This window comes from Qipengyuania sp. YIM B01966 (genome assembly GCF_016461955.1).
Taxonomy (GTDB): domain Bacteria; phylum Pseudomonadota; class Alphaproteobacteria; order Sphingomonadales; family Sphingomonadaceae; genus QFOP01.
On the sequence record NZ_JADMNM010000002.1, the window covers coordinates 277,170 to 293,215 of the forward strand.

14 protein-coding genes are annotated in these 16,046 nt (G+C 66.0%); 6 read left to right on the top strand and 8 right to left on the bottom strand.

Going from position 1 to position 16,046, the window contains the following annotated elements; all coding sequences use genetic code 11:
* Positions 1-15: 15 nt before the first annotated feature.
* A complete protein-coding gene (locus ILT46_RS04000) occupies positions 16-840 on the bottom strand; it encodes an LD-carboxypeptidase (RefSeq protein ID WP_199503351.1) in 825 nt (274 codons plus the stop codon).
* Between the two features lie 77 nt (positions 841-917).
* Here ILT46_RS04000 and ILT46_RS04005 point away from each other — a divergent pair, with 77 nt between their 5' ends.
* Complete coding sequence (locus ILT46_RS04005) at positions 918-2,342, top strand: glutamate ligase domain-containing protein (RefSeq protein WP_199503352.1); 1,425 nt, start codon at positions 918-920, stop codon at positions 2,340-2,342.
* A 2-nt stretch (positions 2,343-2,344) separates the two neighbouring features.
* Here the strand turns inward: ILT46_RS04005 and ILT46_RS04010 are convergent, their stop codons facing one another.
* On the bottom strand, positions 2,345-3,295 hold the full coding sequence (locus ILT46_RS04010; RefSeq protein WP_199503353.1) for a DUF808 domain-containing protein: 951 nt from the start codon (positions 3,293-3,295) through the stop codon (positions 2,345-2,347).
* Positions 3,296-3,523: 228 nt separating this feature from the next.
* Between ILT46_RS04010 and rpsF the strand changes: the two genes are divergently transcribed.
* The 3 genes from rpsF to rplI are packed head-to-tail and all read left to right on the top strand — an operon-like array spanning position 3,524 to position 4,740.
* Positions 3,524-3,889, top strand: a complete 366-nt coding sequence (rpsF, locus tag ILT46_RS04015) for a 30S ribosomal protein S6 (protein WP_199503354.1) — start codon at positions 3,524-3,526, stop codon at positions 3,887-3,889.
* Positions 3,889-4,113, top strand: a complete 225-nt coding sequence (gene rpsR, locus ILT46_RS04020) for a 30S ribosomal protein S18 (RefSeq protein ID WP_176272172.1) — start codon at positions 3,889-3,891, stop codon at positions 4,111-4,113. Before rpsF ends, rpsR begins: the two co-directional genes overlap by 1 nt.
* A 12-nt stretch (positions 4,114-4,125) precedes the next feature.
* On the top strand, positions 4,126-4,740 hold the full coding sequence (gene rplI, locus ILT46_RS04025; RefSeq protein WP_199503355.1) for a 50S ribosomal protein L9: 615 nt from the start codon (positions 4,126-4,128) through the stop codon (positions 4,738-4,740).
* Between the two features lie 308 nt (positions 4,741-5,048).
* On the opposite strand, the gene ILT46_RS04030 is transcribed toward rplI, so the two are convergent.
* Positions 5,049-6,602 (bottom strand): amino acid permease, encoded by a 1,554-nt coding sequence (locus tag ILT46_RS04030; protein WP_199503356.1) that lies wholly within the window; start codon positions 6,600-6,602, stop codon positions 5,049-5,051.
* Between the two features lie 137 nt (positions 6,603-6,739).
* Between ILT46_RS04030 and panB the strand changes: the two genes are divergently transcribed.
* Together panB and ILT46_RS04040 are read left to right on the top strand one after the other, a co-directional pair.
* Positions 6,740-7,609: a 3-methyl-2-oxobutanoate hydroxymethyltransferase gene (gene panB / locus ILT46_RS04035; protein WP_199503357.1), complete on the top strand. Its 870-nt coding sequence runs from the start codon at positions 6,740-6,742 to the stop codon at positions 7,607-7,609.
* Positions 7,610-7,865: 256 nt separating this feature from the next.
* Positions 7,866-8,945, top strand: a complete 1,080-nt coding sequence (locus ILT46_RS04040) for a DUF475 domain-containing protein (RefSeq protein ID WP_199503358.1) — start codon at positions 7,866-7,868, stop codon at positions 8,943-8,945.
* On the opposite strand, the gene ILT46_RS04045 is transcribed toward ILT46_RS04040, so the two are convergent.
* Genes ILT46_RS04045 through ILT46_RS04065 form a run of 5 tightly spaced genes read right to left on the bottom strand, consistent with a single transcriptional unit; the run spans position 8,833 to position 15,994 of the window.
* Positions 8,833-9,897: a bile acid:sodium symporter family protein gene (locus tag ILT46_RS04045; RefSeq protein WP_370592323.1), complete on the bottom strand. Its 1,065-nt coding sequence runs from the start codon at positions 9,895-9,897 to the stop codon at positions 8,833-8,835. The genes ILT46_RS04040 and ILT46_RS04045 overlap by 113 nt on opposite strands.
* A 26-nt stretch (positions 9,898-9,923) precedes the next feature.
* The gene (locus tag ILT46_RS04050) at positions 9,924-11,720 is read right to left on the bottom strand and encodes a tetratricopeptide repeat protein (RefSeq protein ID WP_199503359.1); all 1,797 of its coding nucleotides are present in this window, start codon (positions 11,718-11,720) and stop codon (positions 9,924-9,926) included.
* Positions 11,704-13,071: a PEP-CTERM-box response regulator transcription factor gene (gene prsR, locus ILT46_RS04055; RefSeq protein ID WP_199503360.1), complete on the bottom strand. Its 1,368-nt coding sequence runs from the start codon at positions 13,069-13,071 to the stop codon at positions 11,704-11,706. Before prsR ends, ILT46_RS04050 begins: the two co-directional genes overlap by 17 nt.
* Positions 13,068-14,612, bottom strand: a complete 1,545-nt coding sequence (gene prsK / locus ILT46_RS04060; RefSeq protein WP_199503361.1) for an XrtA/PEP-CTERM system histidine kinase PrsK — start codon at positions 14,610-14,612, stop codon at positions 13,068-13,070. The genes prsR and prsK overlap by 4 nt, the downstream gene beginning before the upstream one ends.
* The gene (locus ILT46_RS04065) at positions 14,609-15,994 is read right to left on the bottom strand and encodes a TIGR03013 family XrtA/PEP-CTERM system glycosyltransferase (protein WP_199503362.1); all 1,386 of its coding nucleotides are present in this window, start codon (positions 15,992-15,994) and stop codon (positions 14,609-14,611) included. Before ILT46_RS04065 ends, prsK begins: the two co-directional genes overlap by 4 nt.
* Positions 15,995-16,046 lie beyond the last annotated feature (52 nt).

A 16,046-nucleotide genomic window follows, 5' to 3' on the forward strand; every position in this document is an offset into this window, starting at 1 on the left:
TCCTTGCCGCGCCGCCTATGAAACCTGCGTTGCACGGGCAAGCCCGAAGGGCACGATCCGGTTCTCCGCGTCATGGCCGATCTGCGCGCGGCCGAGATAGGGAATCCCCGTGCGCTCGGACCAATAGCGAGCGATCGCTTCCTCGTCGCAGCCGAACGCGCGGTCATTGACCGGCACCGCGCTGACCGTGCCCAGCCGCAATCCGGCTATGTCCGGCAACTGGGAGGTGATGTGGAAAAACAGCCGGTCCACCGCGTAAAGGTGTTCGGCCACCTCCTCGACCAGCACGACATGGCCCGACAGGTCAGGCATCAGCGGGGTGCCGACCAGCATCGCCAGCGTCATCAGGTTGAACGCGGCGACCGGCTCCGGGCCGAGCGCGGGCTCGACCCCACCCGGTAAACCGGCAAGCCAATCGAGCACCCGCGCCACCGCCGCCTCGCCATCCGTGCGCAGCACGTCGGTCGGCATCGGGGCATGCGTCTGGCGGCCGATTTGCCGGCCGTACAGCGCGCCGAGCAGCGTCCCGGTGTCCGAGTAGCCGAGATACTCCTTTCGCCCTCCAGCGGCCTCCAGCGCGCCGAGAAACGGCTCCGCAATCCGGGCCGAGCCGTAGCCGCCCTTGGCGAACCAGACGGCATCAAACGCCGGATCGTTGGCGCATTCGAGCAGTGCGGCGAGGCGCACGGCGTCGGAACCGGCGAAATGGCCTTCGCTGGCGAAGCACTGGTCGTGGAAATGCAATTCGAGCGCGGGGTAGTTTTCCGCGATCCGCAGCACCCGCTCCGCAGCCTCGCGGGCAAGCGGGGCGCCGGGCGCGCAGATGGCGATGCGTTTCATGCCCACCGCCCTAGCCTCGCCCCGGTGCCGCGTGAAGGGCGATTGCCTGCACCCCAAACCGTTGTTAGCGGCCCCGCATGACCGACGCCCATGTCCCGCTCGACCTCGCCGCCCGCCCGTGGTTCTTCTGCGGCATCGGCGGGTCGGGGATGCTGCCGCTGGCGCAGATCCTCAAGGCAGCCGGAGCTGAGGTGGCCGGGTCCGACCGCAGCCGTGACCAGGGCCGCACGCCGGAGAAATTCGCCGCGCTGGAGGCGCAAGGGTTCACGCTGTTCCCGCAGGACGGAAGCGGGATCAGCAACCCGCAGCAGATCCTCGTCGCGTCCGCCGCGATTGAAGATTCGGTGCCGGAAATCGCGAGGGCCGCCGAGCTCGGCTGCCTGCGGCTGACGCGGGCGCAGTTGCTCTCGGCGCTGTTCAACCGCGCGCCGACCGGCGTCGCGGTGGCCGGGACCAGCGGCAAATCGACCGTCACCGCGATGCTTGCCTGGATCATGTCCGAAGCAGGACTGGACCCCACGATCATGAACGGGGCGGTGATGAAGAACTTCGTTACCTCCGACAATCCGCTCGCCAGCGCGCGGATCGGAGCTGGCGGCGTGTTTGTCAGCGAGGTAGACGAAAGCGACGGTTCGATCGCGCTTTACCGCCCCGCGGTGGGCGTGCTCCTCAATGTCAGCCTCGATCACAAGAGCATGGCTGAGTTGCGCGCGCTGTTCGGCGATTTCCTTGCCGCATCTGCCAGCGCGGCGATCAATGCCGACGATGCCGAGGCGCTGGCCCTGCGACACCTGGCGGCGGAGGTGCTGACCTTCGGTTTCGCCGCCAGTGCTGAGATCGGCGTTGTCGAGGGAAGCGCGGCGTTCGGGGCCGGCAGCTCGACCGCGACCATCTGCGACCGGCGGAGCGGCGTTGAACACCCTCTGCATCTGCCGATGCCGGGCCGGCACAACCTGTCGAACGCGCTGGCCGCGCTGGCCGGCGCCAACCTCGCCGGCGTGCCGCTGGCCGACGGGGTCGCCGCGCTGGCGCGCTTTGCCGGCCTTGCCCGCAGGTTCGACGTCATCGGCACCAGCCCGGCCGGCGTGACCGTGATCGACGATTTCGGGCACAACCCCGAGAAATGCGCCGCCACGCTGCGGACCCTCAAAACCAGCCCCGGCCACGTCATCGCGCTGTTCCAGCCCCACGGCTACGGCCCGCTGCGGCAAATGGGCGCGGAACTGGCCGAAACCTTTGCCCGCGAACTCGGCCCTGACGACATCGCGATCTTCACCGACCCGGTCTATTTCGGCGGCACGGTTGATCGCAGCGAAGGAAGCGAACGGATCGTCGCGCTGATCGCGGGCGCTGGCCGCACCGCGGTCCACATTGCGGACCGAGACGAAGCCGGCGACTTTATCGCCGCACACGCCAAGCCCGGCGACCGCGTGGTGATCATGGGCGCCCGCGACGACACGCTGACCCAGTTCGCCCGCGACCTGCTCGCCCGCCTCCCCTGAGGTCAGTGCGCCCCCTTCCCGGTGATCTTCTCGACCAAAGGCAACACGGTGTAGACGATGATCATTCCGATCACGAAGCCGACCACGGCCGAAATCGCCGCGTAAGTCGCCCAGCCTAATATCCCGCCGAGCGGACCGGTGGCATGCTCGACCGCATGCTGCACCCCGTGACCCCATTCCGCCGGCGCATGCCAGCCCAGTTCCTCCAGCCCGTGGAGGATGATCCCCCCGCCGACCCACAGCATGGCGATGGTCCCCACCACAGACAGGAAGGTCAGCAATTTGGGCATAGCGGCAAGCAGTCCGCGCCCGACAGCCTGCGCCGCAGCCTGCGGTTTCTTCGACAGATGCAGACCGACATCATCCATCTTCACGATCAGCGCCACGGCACCATACACCAGAATGGTAATCCCGATGCCCACAAGCGCGAGGATGATGCCGCGGGTGACCAACGTCTCTGCCGCCACCTCGTTTAGCGTGATGGCCATGATTTCGCCCGATAGGATAAGGTCGGTGCGAATGGCCCCTGCGACGCGGTCCTTTTCAAACTGTTCGATGTCTTCGATCGGATCTTCGAGCGTCTGGCCGTGTTTCTCCCCGCCCAGCTTCTCGAGGATTTTCTCTGCACCTTCGAAGGCGAGATATGCGCCCCCGAGCATCAGTATCGGAACGATGGCCCACGGAAGAAATTCGCTGAGGATCAAGGCCGCCGGCAGCAGGATCAGCAGTTTGTTCTTGAGGCTGCCGCGAGTAATCCGGGCAATCATCGGCAATTCGCGCGAAGGGTCGAGGCCGGTGACATAGGACGGGGTTACCGCCGCATCGTCGATCACCACGCCGGCCGCCTTGGTGCTGGCGCGCCCGGCGGCGACGCCAATATCATCGACCGAGGCCGCAGCGGCGCGGGCAATCACGGAAATATCGTCAAGCAGTGCCATGAGGCCGCCGGGCATGTGTGTTATCCTTCTGTCCTGTTCGCTGTCCTAGTGCGTTGATATGGCCGGGCTGGCAAGGCGCCCCGCACCTTCTCTGCCCGACCGGTAGCCGCCGCTTGCATTTTGTGCCCGGTCCGCTATGGGCGCGCCTCCCGGCGTTAACGGCGGGAATGAAGAAAGCCGGAGGGGCTCCGCAATCCCGCGGATCAGCCAGCGATCGGCCACGAACATGGAAGGACCGCGAAGATGGCTCTGTACGAGCACGTCTTTCTCGCGCGCCAGGACCTCTCGCAGGCCCAGGTTGACGCGCTGGCCGCACAGGCCACCGAAATCATTGAAGCGAATGACGGCAAGGTGACGCGCACCGAGACCTGGGGCCTCAAGAACCTGGCCTACAAGATCGACCGCAATCGCAAGGCCCACTTCGTGATGCTCAACATCGAAGGCCCGGGCTCGGTCGTTGCCGAACTCGAGCGCCAGACGCGCATCAACGAAGATGTCATCCGCTACATGACCATCCGCATCGAAGAAGCGCCCGATGGCCCGTCGGTGATGATGCGCAAGAACGACCGCGACCGGAAGCGTCGCTCTGACCGTGAGGAGCGCGACTGATGGCCCGCCCGTTTTTCCGCCGCCGCAAATCATGCCCTTTCGCGGGCAAGAACGCGCCGCAGATCGATTACAAGGATGTGCGCCTGCTCCAGGGCTTCATGTCCGAACGGGGCAAGATCGTCCCCAGCCGCATCACCGCCGTCAGCGCGAAGAAGCAGCGTGAGCTCGCCAAGGCGATCAAGCGCGCGCGCCATATCGGCCTGCTGCCCTACATCGTGAAGTAAGGAGCGACCGACATGGATATCATTCTGCTCGAACGGATCGAGAAGCTCGGCACGATCGGCGATGTCGTCTCGGTCAAGGACGGCTATGCCCGCAACTTCCTGCTGCCGCAGAAGAAGGCGCTCCGCGCCAACGATGCGAACCGCAAGGTGTTCGAAGCCAATCGCGAACGGCTCGAAAAGGAAAATGCCGAGCGCCGCAGCGAAGCCGAACAGCATGGCGAAAAGGTTGCCGGCGCCGAAGTGGTGCTGATCCGCGCCTCGTCGAACACCGGCCAGCTCTACGGCTCGGTCAATGTGCGCGACATCGTCGCCGCGCTGTCCGAACAGGGCCACCAGATCGACAAGCGCCAGGTGATCATGGGCACGCCGATCAAGAATATCGGGATGCACGACGTCCGCGTCGATCTGCACCCCGAAGTTTCGGTGACGATCAAGGCCAATGTCGCCCGGTCGGACGACGAAGCCGAATTGCAGCGCCAGGGCGTAGACGTGATGGCGGCGATGTTTGCCGAAGACCAGGCAGCCGAAGGCGGCGCTGGCTTCACCGAAGCGGTCGACCCGTCGCTCGAACCCGGTGAAATCCCGGCCGATATGCTCGAAGCCACCGATGGTGCGGATCAGGCCTGAGCCTCGTTTCCGCGCAACAGATCGAGGGGCGCAGCCGAAAGGTCGCGCCCCTTTTTCGTGCCTGACGGTTTGCGAAGGTGACAGACGTCGCGTCGCACGATTTGCGTAAGCGCTTGATTTGGCTGCACGTTTGGCGAACCCGTGTGACTTTCCGGGCCAGGGGTGTCGCCTTTGGTCGTCAGGTGCGGTGGCAAGCGGGGTGACGGGGCGCAGGCAGGACATTCGCCAGCGCTAACACGCGATGGCGGATGTAGGACATTCCCAAGAAAAGAGGGCGGCAGCGCGAAAGCACCGCCGCCCTTTCGCTATCATGCGTCCTTGCCGCCCGGCGTATGAATACCGGGAAGCGGCGGCACGGGCTGCGGCGGGATATCCGGATCGTCTTCGTGCACGTCGATGATGCCGCGACCGACGTGGCTGCGCTGGCGGCTGTAGAAGAAATACACCAGCAGCCCGATCACGGCCCAGAGCGCGAAGAGCAGCTTGCTCTTCTCATCAAGGCTCCAGAACAGATAGACACAGCCGGCAATCGACAGCGGCGCAACCAGCGCCACCAGCGGCGTGCGGAAGGGCCGATGGCGCGTCGGGTCGGTCCGTCGCAACAGCAGCACGGCGAGCGACACTGCAGCAAAGGCGAACAGCGTACCCGAGTTCGAGATGTTGGCGAGCTGCCCGACGGGGAAGAACCCGGCAAAAAGCGCCACCGCGATCCCCGTCAGCACCGTCACGAAATGGGGTGTCTGATAACGCGGATGAATCTTGCTGAACGCGGCCGGCAGCAACCCGTCGCGGCTCATGGTGAAGAAGATGCGGGTCTGGCCGAACATCATCATCAGCACCACCGAAGGCAGCGCCAGGATAGCGGCAAGCCCCACCAGATTGCCGATCTGCGGCCAGCCGATCTCGCGCAGCGTCCACGCCAGCGCTTCCTTCGAGCAGACCACCGCCTGGTTGCCGATCGCACCGCAAGCATCGGTCAGCGCACGGCTGCCCGGTTCCAGCGCCTCCCCGCCGCTGAGGCCGACCGGCTGCGCGCCCACCGTGCCGATAACGCCCGCCGCGACCAGCAGGTAGAAGATGGTGCAAATGCCGAGGCTGCCGATCAGCCCGATCGGCATATTGCGCTGGGGGTTGCGGGTTTCTTCGGCAGCGGTCGAGACCGCGTCGAAACCGACATAGGCGAAGAAGATCGAAGCCGCCGCAGCGCTGATCCCGCCGAAGCCGAGCGGGCTGAACGGTTCGAACTTCTCCATGTTCATCACCGGAATCGCCAACACGATGAACGCGGTCAGCGCGACGATCTTCACGCCCACGAGGATCGCATTGGCCGTGGCGGATTCCTTTGTCCCGCGAACCAGCAGTAGCGTGACGAGCAATGCGATCGCCATGGCGGGCAGATTGATCGCCCCCCCGTCGAACGGCCCAAGCGTCAGCGCGTCGGACACGTCGGTGCCGAACATGTGTTCGATATAGCCGATCATATAACCCGACCAGCCGACGCTGACCGCGCCTGCCGCAACGGCATATTCGAGGATCAGCGCCCAGCCGACCATCCAGGCGATCAATTCGCCCATCACCGCATAGCTGTAGGTGTAGGCCGAACCCGAAACCGGCACCATCGAGGCCATCTCGGCATAACAGAGTGCGGCGACGGCGCAGACCACACCGGCAATGATGAAGCTGACCATCATCCCCGGCCCCGCCTTTTGCGCGGCTTCGGCGGTCAGCACGAAAATGCCGGTGCCGATAACGGCGCCGATCCCCAGCATGGTCAGCTGGAAGGCACCCAAGGATCGGTGCAGCGATTTCTTTTCCGCCGTCGCCAGAATGGCGTCGAGCGGCTTGACGCGGTCAAGGAGCATCAGCCCTGTTCCCTTATTTTCCGGGGGCCGTCGCGGCTCCCCTCCCTCTATGCGCGCGAAGCTAGCGGAGCGGGGCGTCAGCGCAAGCGCCAAGTGCGCCCTTTCCCCAAGGGCGCGCGGGGATTAGAGGCTTGCCCATGTCCACCACTTTCCAGCTCGACACCAGCACCAGCCGCGCCAATCCCACGCCTTCGCCGATGAAGCGGCTGACCGTGCCGGCGATCCGGGCGCGAAAGAAGGGGGGCGCGGTCGATACCCCGATCGTCATGCTCACAGCCTATACCGCCCGGCAGGCGCAATTGCTCGATGCGCATTGCGATCTGCTGCTGGTCGGGGATTCGCTCGGTCAGGTGATTTACGGGCTGCCCTCGACCGTGCCGGTCACGCTCGACATGATGGCCAATCATGCCGCTGCGGTAGTGCGGGGATCGTATCATGCGGTGGTGGTGGTCGATATGCCGTTCGGGTCGTACGAAGCCTCCCCGCACCAGGCGTTCGCCAGCGCCGCGCGGCTGCTGAAGGAAAGCGGTGCGGCGGCCATCAAGCTCGAAGGCGGCGCGGCGATGGCCGACACGGTCGCCTTCCTCAGCCAGCGGGGCATTCCGGTGATGGGCCATGTCGGCCTGACCCCGCAAGCGGTCAACGTGCTCGGCGGTTATGGCGCGCGCGGGCGCAGCACGGCGGAAGCCGACAAGATCACCGGCGATGCGCGGGCACTCGATGATGCGGGCGCGTTTGCAATCGTGGTCGAAGGGGTGGTCGAACCGATCGCGATTGCGATTACCGAGCAGGTTTCGTGCCCGACCATCGGCATCGGTGCCTCTGCCCGCTGTGACGGGCAGGTGCTGGTGACCGAGGACATGCTGGGCATGTTCGAGCGCGTGCCCCGCTTCGTCAAACGCTACGGCGACCTGGCCGCTACCATCGAGGCGGATGTTGCGCGCTATGCCGAAGAAGTGCGCGCGCGCAGCTTCCCGGGGCCGGAGCAAACCTATCAGCCGAAGTGAGGGGTGCCTTGTGCCATGCCCCCTTCGACAAACCAGCTCAGGGTGAGTGGGGGTTGTTAATCTCGCACGCCAACGCCGCTCAGGCTGTGCTTGTCGAAGCCCCTCGCGCCATGCACCCTTCGACCAGCTCAGGGCGAGCGGGTCTTAATGAATTTGCACCCCCCACCCGCTCAGGCTGAGCTTGTCGAAGCCCCTCGCACCAATCACCCCCCCGCGCCCTTGCTCTTTCAGCCCAGCACCCTTAGCGGCGCGGGGCATGACGACTTTCCGCAAATATTACGGCTTCTCGCTGATCTTCACCCTCTTCTGCCTCGCGCTGGGCGCTTGGTATGGCTGGTCGAGCACGGGCTCGCTCAGGGCGACGCTTGGCATGCTGTGGATCATCGCGGTCCTCTCGGTGCTCGAAATCTCGCTCAGCTTCGATAATGCGGTGGTGAATGCCTCGGTCCTGAAGGATATGGACAAGGTCTGGCAGCGCCGCTTCCTGACCTGGGGTATCGCTTTTGCTGTGTTCGGAATGCGGGTGGTGTTTCCGCTCGCCATCGTGGCCATCGCCGCAGGCCTCGGGCCGATGGAAACGATCCGCCTGTCGCTTAACGATCCGGCCGAATACGAACGGATCGTGAGTTCGGCCCATGTCGGAATAGCCGGTTTTGGCGGCGCCTTCCTGGCGATGGTCGGCCTCAAATTCTTTTTCGACGCCGACAAGGATGTGCACTGGATCGGCAAGCTCGAACGCTTTCTCGGCCGGTTCGCCGCGCTGCCCGCTGCCGAGATCGCGCTGCTGCTTCTGGCGCTGTGGGGCATTTCGACACTGCTGGCGGATGCCGATGCGCTGACCTTCCTCGTCGCGGGCATCCTGGGCCTGGTGACGTTCATTGCTGTCGAGGGCGTCAGCACCATCCTCGAACTGCAGGAGGAAAAACACGCGCTCGCCGGGGCTGCTGCACGCAGCGGGCTTGGCGGGTTCATCTACCTCAACATCCTCGACGCATCGTTCAGCTTCGACGGGGTGATCGGCGCCTTCGCGCTGTCGAACAACATGATCGTCATCGCGCTCGGCCTCTCGATCGGCGCCATGTTCGTGCGTTCGATGACCATCCACCTGGTCGAGAAAGGGACGCTGGCCGAATATCGCTATCTCGAACATGGCGCGTTCTGGGCGATCATCGTGCTCGGCGCGATCATGTTGCTGTCGGCCCGGTTCCATATTCCCGAGACGATTACCGGGTTGATCGGGGCGATCCTGATCGGTCTGTCGCTGTGGTGGTCGGTGCGCTACAAACGCCGTCATCCCGAGGCGGATGATGATCGCCATGTGGTGCCAGGCGGCTAGCGAGCGGCGCTGACAGCATCAGCTGCAGCAGATGATAGGCGAGCAGCGGCACCATAACCATGCCCGCCTTGCCCGCCGGGAACAGCACCAGCGCGAGCGGCGCGCCGACTGCCGCGCTTTTATGCGCGCCGGCAAACAGGAACGAGATGCGCCGCGCACGGTCGAATCTGGCCAGCCCGCCAACCAGCCATGCGCCGCCGAAGCCGACCGCCAGCATCGCCGCAACGCCCGCCAGCAGCACCGCCCAGCCGGCCCCGTCGAGCCGCTGCCACAGCCCCTGCACCACCGCGCCCGAGAACGCGACATAGACCGCCATGGAAATCGCAAACCGGTCCAGCCAGCTGATTAATCGCCGGTGATCGCCGATGAACGGGCGCAGCCAGGGCTGCATCGCCTGCCCCAGCGCGAAGGGCAGCAGCAGGATCATCGCCACCTTGCCGAAACTGGACCAGTTGAGCGCCGCCGCCCCGCTGCCGGCGAGCAGCGCAAACAGCGGCGCGGTCAACACCACCCCGGCGAGCGACAGGGTGGCCGCCGCGACGACCGAGCTGGCAACACTGCCCCCGGCGAGCGAACTGTAGGCGGTTGCCGATTGGACAGTGGACGTCACCGTGCCGAGATAGATGAACCCGAGTGCGACCAGCGGCGGCAGCGCCGGGCCGATTAGCTGGTGCACACCTAGCCCGGCAAGCGCCATCACGCCGAAGCAGAACAGCGCCAACAGGCCGAGGAAACGCCAGTCGCGCATCCCTCGCCCGACCTCTGCCCGTTCGAGCCGCAGCCCATTCAGGAAAAACAGCATGAAGATCCCGCCATCCGAGATCGCCTTGACGATGGTCAGCGGGGTGCCGCTCGCCGGCAGCAGGCTGGCGAGTGCAATCGCCAGTAGCAGCAGGCGCACCAGCGGATCGAACATGGCGGCAAGGCGGGCGAGCATCGCCGCTGGGTGCACGCCGGCGTGCCCCTTGTCGAGAGCGGTCAGCGCCGCGCGAGCTGGCCGCGTGTCGCCTGGGCGAGCGTGACGTTCAGCGGGGCGGCCGGGTTGCCCGCACCCGCCGCTTCGAGCGCGCTGGCAAGGGTGCGGCGGATTGCGGGATCGGCGCGGTGCAGGCGGAAGGCGCGCCTTGCATAGGTTTCAGCCGCACTCGCCTGCCCTGCTGCCAGCGCCTGGTCGGCGCGCAGCGCCCAGGCGGCGGGATCGCGTGGCCGCAGCCGAATGGCGCGCGCCGCCGGCTCCGCGCTCGCGGCAAGCTCGCCGCGCGCCAGCCGCAGCCGCGCCAGTTCGCGCGCCGCCACCCCGTCCATCGGCGCACGCGCGGCATAGGCGGACAACAGGCGTTCTGCGTCGCCCTCGCCCGTCCGCCGGGTCACCGCAAGCAGCCGTTCGACCAGCGGCCATGACAGGCGGATTTCAGCCGCCCGCCGGTAATGCGCCAAGGCCGCGGAAGGCCCGCCACCGACCAGTGCGGCATCGCCCGCCAGCAAGAGCGCGTCGAACGACCCCGGCGCGCGGGCCAGGTTCGCCTCGGCGACGCGCACCGCCTCGGCCCCCTGCCCGCTGGCGACCAGCCCACGCACCAGCATGAGCGCATCGCGCGGCGTCGCAGCACCGCGCGAGCGCGCCCCGTCGAGGCTGCCATCAGGCGCAATCGGCACCAGCGCCAGCGAATTGCGCGGGCGCGCCGCCGCGTCGAGGTAGAGCGCCGCCGTCCTTCGGTCGCCCAATTGCTCATATGCGCGGCCGACCAGCAACTGGAGATAGGGCGCCGCACTGTCCCGACGGGCCGGGATCGCAAAGCGATAGACCAGTTCCTCATTGGCGCCGCCAGCGGCGAGCGCGCGGGCAAGCAGCAGAGTGACGCGGGCATTATCGGGCTGCAACCGCCGCAACCGCGACAATTGCGATGCCGCTGCTTCTGGATTGCCGTTCTCAAGGTCGGTTATGGCCGATAGCAGGATCGCCGCCGGCACCCGCCGCTCGATCTCGCCGCTGCGCAACAACAGCGTCCGTGCGAGCCGGAAATCGCCGCCCCGCGCCGCAATCACCGCCTGAAGATAAAAGGCGCGCTGGTCCTTCGGGGCCAGTTCTGTCAATCGCCTTATATCGCGCAGCGCCGCCCGGGCCTGTCCGAGATCGCCAAGCGTCGAGGCGCGTTCGACCAGCAGGTTACTATCGTCAGGAGCGAGCGCCAGCGCCCGGTCGAGCAGCGCCAGCGCGCGTGGCATGTCCCCCGCATCGCGCAGCAATTGCGCGCGCAATTCAAGCGCAGCGGGATCGTCGGGCCCCAGCGCCAGCGCCCGGTCGGCCGCCTCGATCGCCTGCAATTGCTCGCCGCCCCGATACCGCAGCCGCGCAATCGCCACCCATAGCGCGATGCTTTCCCCGCCTGCAGCCAGCGCTTTGTCGAACGCCCGGCCCGATGCAGGCAGATTGCCGGCGCGATATTCCAGTTCGCCTAGTGCGCTGTAACCCTCACCTTGTGACTCGGCAGAGAATTTCTCCGGCCCCAGCCATTGCCGCGCGGCAAGCAGATCGTTTTGCAGCAATTCCGCACGGCCGAGCGACGCGGCAAGTTCGGGCTGGGGCACGCCGGCATCGAGGGCATCGCGCAACGCCGCCTCCGCCGCGACGCCGTCGCCCCGGGCCAGTGCCTCTTGCGCCCGGCCGAGCGGCGCTTCGCGTTCGGCCGGACCGGCACAGCCCGCGATTGCCACCAGCAGCAACGCGGCAATGAGCCCGTGTCGGCGCCTGGCAGGTTCAGGCGTGCAGGTCATACTGCTTTAAAAGATCATACAGCGTGGGCCGACTGACCCCGAGCAAGCGCGCCGTGTTCGAGATGTTGCCATCGCTGCGGGCCAGTGCATGCCGGATCAGGCGCCGATCCGACGCCTCTCGCGCGGATTTGAGGTTGAGCGCGACGGGTTCGTCCGAATCCACGCCCAGATCGAGATCCTCGGCATGAACCATCTTGCCTTCAGCCATGATCACCGCGCGCTTCACGCGGTTTTCGAGTTCGCGAACATTGCCCGGCCACCTCCAGCCGTCGATCGCCGCAAGGGCATCTGAGGCAAAGCCCTTCACCTGCGGGTTCATCTCGCCGGCGAAACGGTGCAGGAACGCCTTAGCCAGCAGCGCCGCATCGCCCGGCCGTTCCGCCAGCGGGGGGATGCGGATGACAATCTCGGCAAGGCGGTAGAACAGATCCTCGCGGAACGTGCCAGCGGCAATCATCGCTTCGAGATCCTGATGCGTCGCGCAGACGATGCGCGTATCGACCGCGATTTCCTGCCGCCCGCCGATCCGCTCGATCGTGCGCTGCTGGAGAAAGCGCAGCAGCTTGACCTGCAAGGCAAGCGGGATGTCGCCCACCTCGTCAAGGAATAGCGTGCCGCCCGATGCCTGCTCGATTTTGCCCTCGGTCGTCTTGACCGCCCCGGTGAAGGCGCCCTTCTCGTGCCCGAACAGCTCGCTTTCGAGCAGCGTTTCGGGGATCGCCGCGCAATTGATGGCGACAAAGGCGCCGCTGCGCCGATTGCTCGCCTCGTGCACGCCCCGGGCCAGCAATTCCTTGCCCGTCCCGCTCGCGCCCAGAAGTATTACCGCAACATCGGCTTTCGCCACGCGTTCGATAGTGCGCGTGACCTTGAGCATTTCGGGGGCGGCGGTGATGATCCCGCCCAGACCCGGCGCGGCGCCGGCGGTGGCCTTCAGCGCCAGCCGGCGGTTTTCGCTTTCCAGGTCGTGCACCGCAAATGCGCGGCGCACGATCAGGCCCAGTTCCTCGATATCGACCGGCTTGCGATAGAAATCATACGCGCCGCGCTCGATCGCAGTCAGCGCGCTTTCGCGCGCGCCATGTCCCGAGGCGACGATCACCTTGGTATCGGGCTTCAGCGCGATGATCGCGTCGAGTACGGCAAAGCCTTCGCTGGTCCCGTCGGGGTCCGGCGGCAGACCCAGGTCGAGCGTCACCACATCGGGCTGTTCGGCGCGCAAGGCGGCGATCGCGCTGTCCCGATCGGGCGCACAGGTAACCGCAAAATCCTCATAGGCCCATTTGAGCTGCGCGGAGAGGCCGGCATCATCCTCGACCACCAGCAGCCGGCGCTGTTCGGGCTGTTTCATGCGACGTCTTTCTGTTCAGGGGCGCTGGCGATTGCCTGCGTTCCGGCAAGCGGCAGTGTGAGAATGAAGCGCGTGCCCAGCCCCTCGCGCGATTCGACCTCCAACTGCCCCCCCATGGCGCGGATCAGTTCGCGCGCCTCGAAAGCACCGATGCCGAAACCGCCCGGTTTCGAGGAAATGAACGGGCTGAACAGCGAGTGGCGCAGGAATTGCGGGGTCATGCCGGTGCCGGAGTCGACGATCTCGAGCCTGGCGGAAAGGCGCTCGCGGACGGTCTGGACCACCACCGGCACGCCTTCGGACGACGCATCGAGCGCGTTCTGCACCAGATGAGTAAGCGCCTGTTCGAGCGCTTCCTCGTGCCCCAGCACAGGGCAGCTTTCCTCGCCGGCGACGAACACCCGATGGGGGGGTAAAAATCCGCTCGCAACCTTGCGCGCCAGCGCCGCCAGGTCGAGCGGCGCCGCAGGCGCGGCTGCGCCGGGGCGCCCGTAGCGTCCCAGCCGTGCCAGGAGCGCATTGAGCTTGTCCGCACTATTGCGGAGCGTGACCATCATATCGGCGCGGAAAGCGGGGTTCTCGGCGTGCCGTTCGGCATTGCGGGCAAGCAGCGCAAGCTGGCTGGCGAGGTTCTTTATGTCGTGCATGACAAAGGCGATGCGGCGATGAAACTCGTCAAACCGGGCTGCTTCGGCCAACGCCTGCTGGGCGGACTGCTCGGCCAGATAGGAGGCAAGCTGCCGTCCGGCGATGCGAAACAGGTCGAGGTCTTCCCAATCGAGGCGCCGCGGTGCCGCAGGACGGGCCAGCAGAACGATCCCTGCCAGCCGGTCGAAATGAAGCAGCGGCACCAGCACCCATGCTTCGTTTTCGGCGAGCAACCAGGCGGGCGCCATTTCCGGCGCCAGGGGTGCAGACCGGCCGGCGCGTATGTCGTCGAGGTCGACAATGTATCCGCCCGGTTCGAGCGCGGCGACCAGCGGCTCTGCCAGCGGTTCGGCGACCGTGGCAAGCCCGGTCCACTGCCACTGCGCGGCCATCTCCAGCCCACCGTGTTCCGCTGCGGGCATGAACAGCGCGCCGCGTTCGCTGCCGGCAATATCGGCCAGCGCCTGCACCGCGCGAACGGCAAGCTCGGCTTGCTGCCGGTCGGGGCGGCCGATGGTTTCGGTAAAGCGCAGCCATTCGGCACGGTAGTCATACCGGTGGGCGAACAGGTGCTTGAGCAGCGTGACCCGCACCCAGCCATAGAGCCGCGCCGAGGGAAACCAGCGTAGCGCCAGAATGGCAGCGGCAAGCACGAACAGCGCCTGCACCGCGATCCCGCCACCGCCGCCGGCCGCAGCCAGTTCGCGCGCCGTCCACAGCATTCCGCCGAGATATACCGCGATCATGGTGAACACGATCACCCGCAGCATCACCGCGCGAGACGGGCTGAACCGCAGCGACTTGGTGCGCGCATTCATCAGCCGTACCAGCAGCAAGCACGCCAGCGTCGCGGCAAACACCGCGACCCCGACCAGCCAGATGGCGCCGGTCATCGCGCGCCTTCCGACCACAGGATGACCCGCAACGTCTGCAGCAGGATCACCAGGTCGAGGAAGGGGGTGTAGTTCTTTGCGTAATAGAGGTCATATTCGAGCTTGTGGCGGGCATCCTCGATCGACGCGCCATAGGGATAGTTGATCTGCGCCCAACCGGTAATGCCGGGCTTCACCATGTGACGTTCGGCATAATATGGCAGCTGCTGTGCGAGGTCGGCGACAAAATGCGGGACTTCAGGGCGGGGCCCGACAAAGCTCATCCTTCCCGAAAGCACGGTCCACAATTGGGGTAACTCGTCTATCCGAACCTGGCGGATGAACCGGCCGACGCGGGTCACGCGCGGATCGTTGACCGTCGCCCATTTGGCCCCGTCGCGCTCGGCGTCAGTGCGCATCGAGCGCAGCTTGAGCAGGACGAACGGTTCGCCGTACAGACCGATGCGGGTCTGGCGGAACAAGGCCGGGCCCGGGCTGTCGAGTTTCACCAGCAGCGCAAACAGCGCGATCAGCGGGGCCGTCAACGCCAGCAGGATCAGGCTGACCACGACATCGAACACCCGCTTGACGGCAGCGGAAACCGTGCGACCCGAAGCGAAGCCGTCGGAAAAGATCAGCCACGACGGATTAAGCGTGTCGAGGTCGACGCGGCCCGTTTCGCGTTCCATGAAAGTGCCGAAATCATTGACATCGACTCCCGCAGTCTTGACCCGCAGCAGGTCTTTGAGCGGCAGCGAATTGCGGCGCTCTTCCAGCGCCAGAACCACTTCGCTGACCCCGCGCGCGTCAACCAGCCGGCCCAGATCGCGCACATCCGCGCGCGGGATCGCGCCCTCGATGACAGCGTTGGCCTCGTTCATCGCGACATATTCGGCGATGGCGAAACCGGATTCGGGTTTTTCCGACAGATGTTTCAGCCGCAGTGCGCGCTTGCCATCGCCCAGCACTACAATCCGCCGGCGGAACGCGTCCGCCCCCAGCAACCAGCCGACCAGCAACCGGTTGAACACCAGCGCGATAATCGCCAGCCCGATGGCATAGAGCAGGGTCGATCGCCAGAAGGCCGATCCCGGGATGAAAAATTCGATCACCGCCAGCGTGATGATGCCCAGGCTTACAGCCACGATGAGCCGAGCAGCGGCATACCGCATCGATCGGAGCGCCGCCGCGCCATAGACGCCGACCGAAATCATCGCCAGCAGCATCACCGCGGCAAACACGCCCAGCGCCGTCCACCGCGCGACGATCGAGCCCAGCTGGCTGCCGATCTGATTTGCCCGGATCTGCCAGGCCAACTCGCCCGCGCCGAGTAGCACCACGAAATCGAGCGCAGCCAGTACCACCACCGCATGGGGGAAATAATGTTTGAACAGCCGGATCATACCGTCCCATCTGGCCAATATGGCTAACAGGTCGATAATGCCTGAGTGTGAA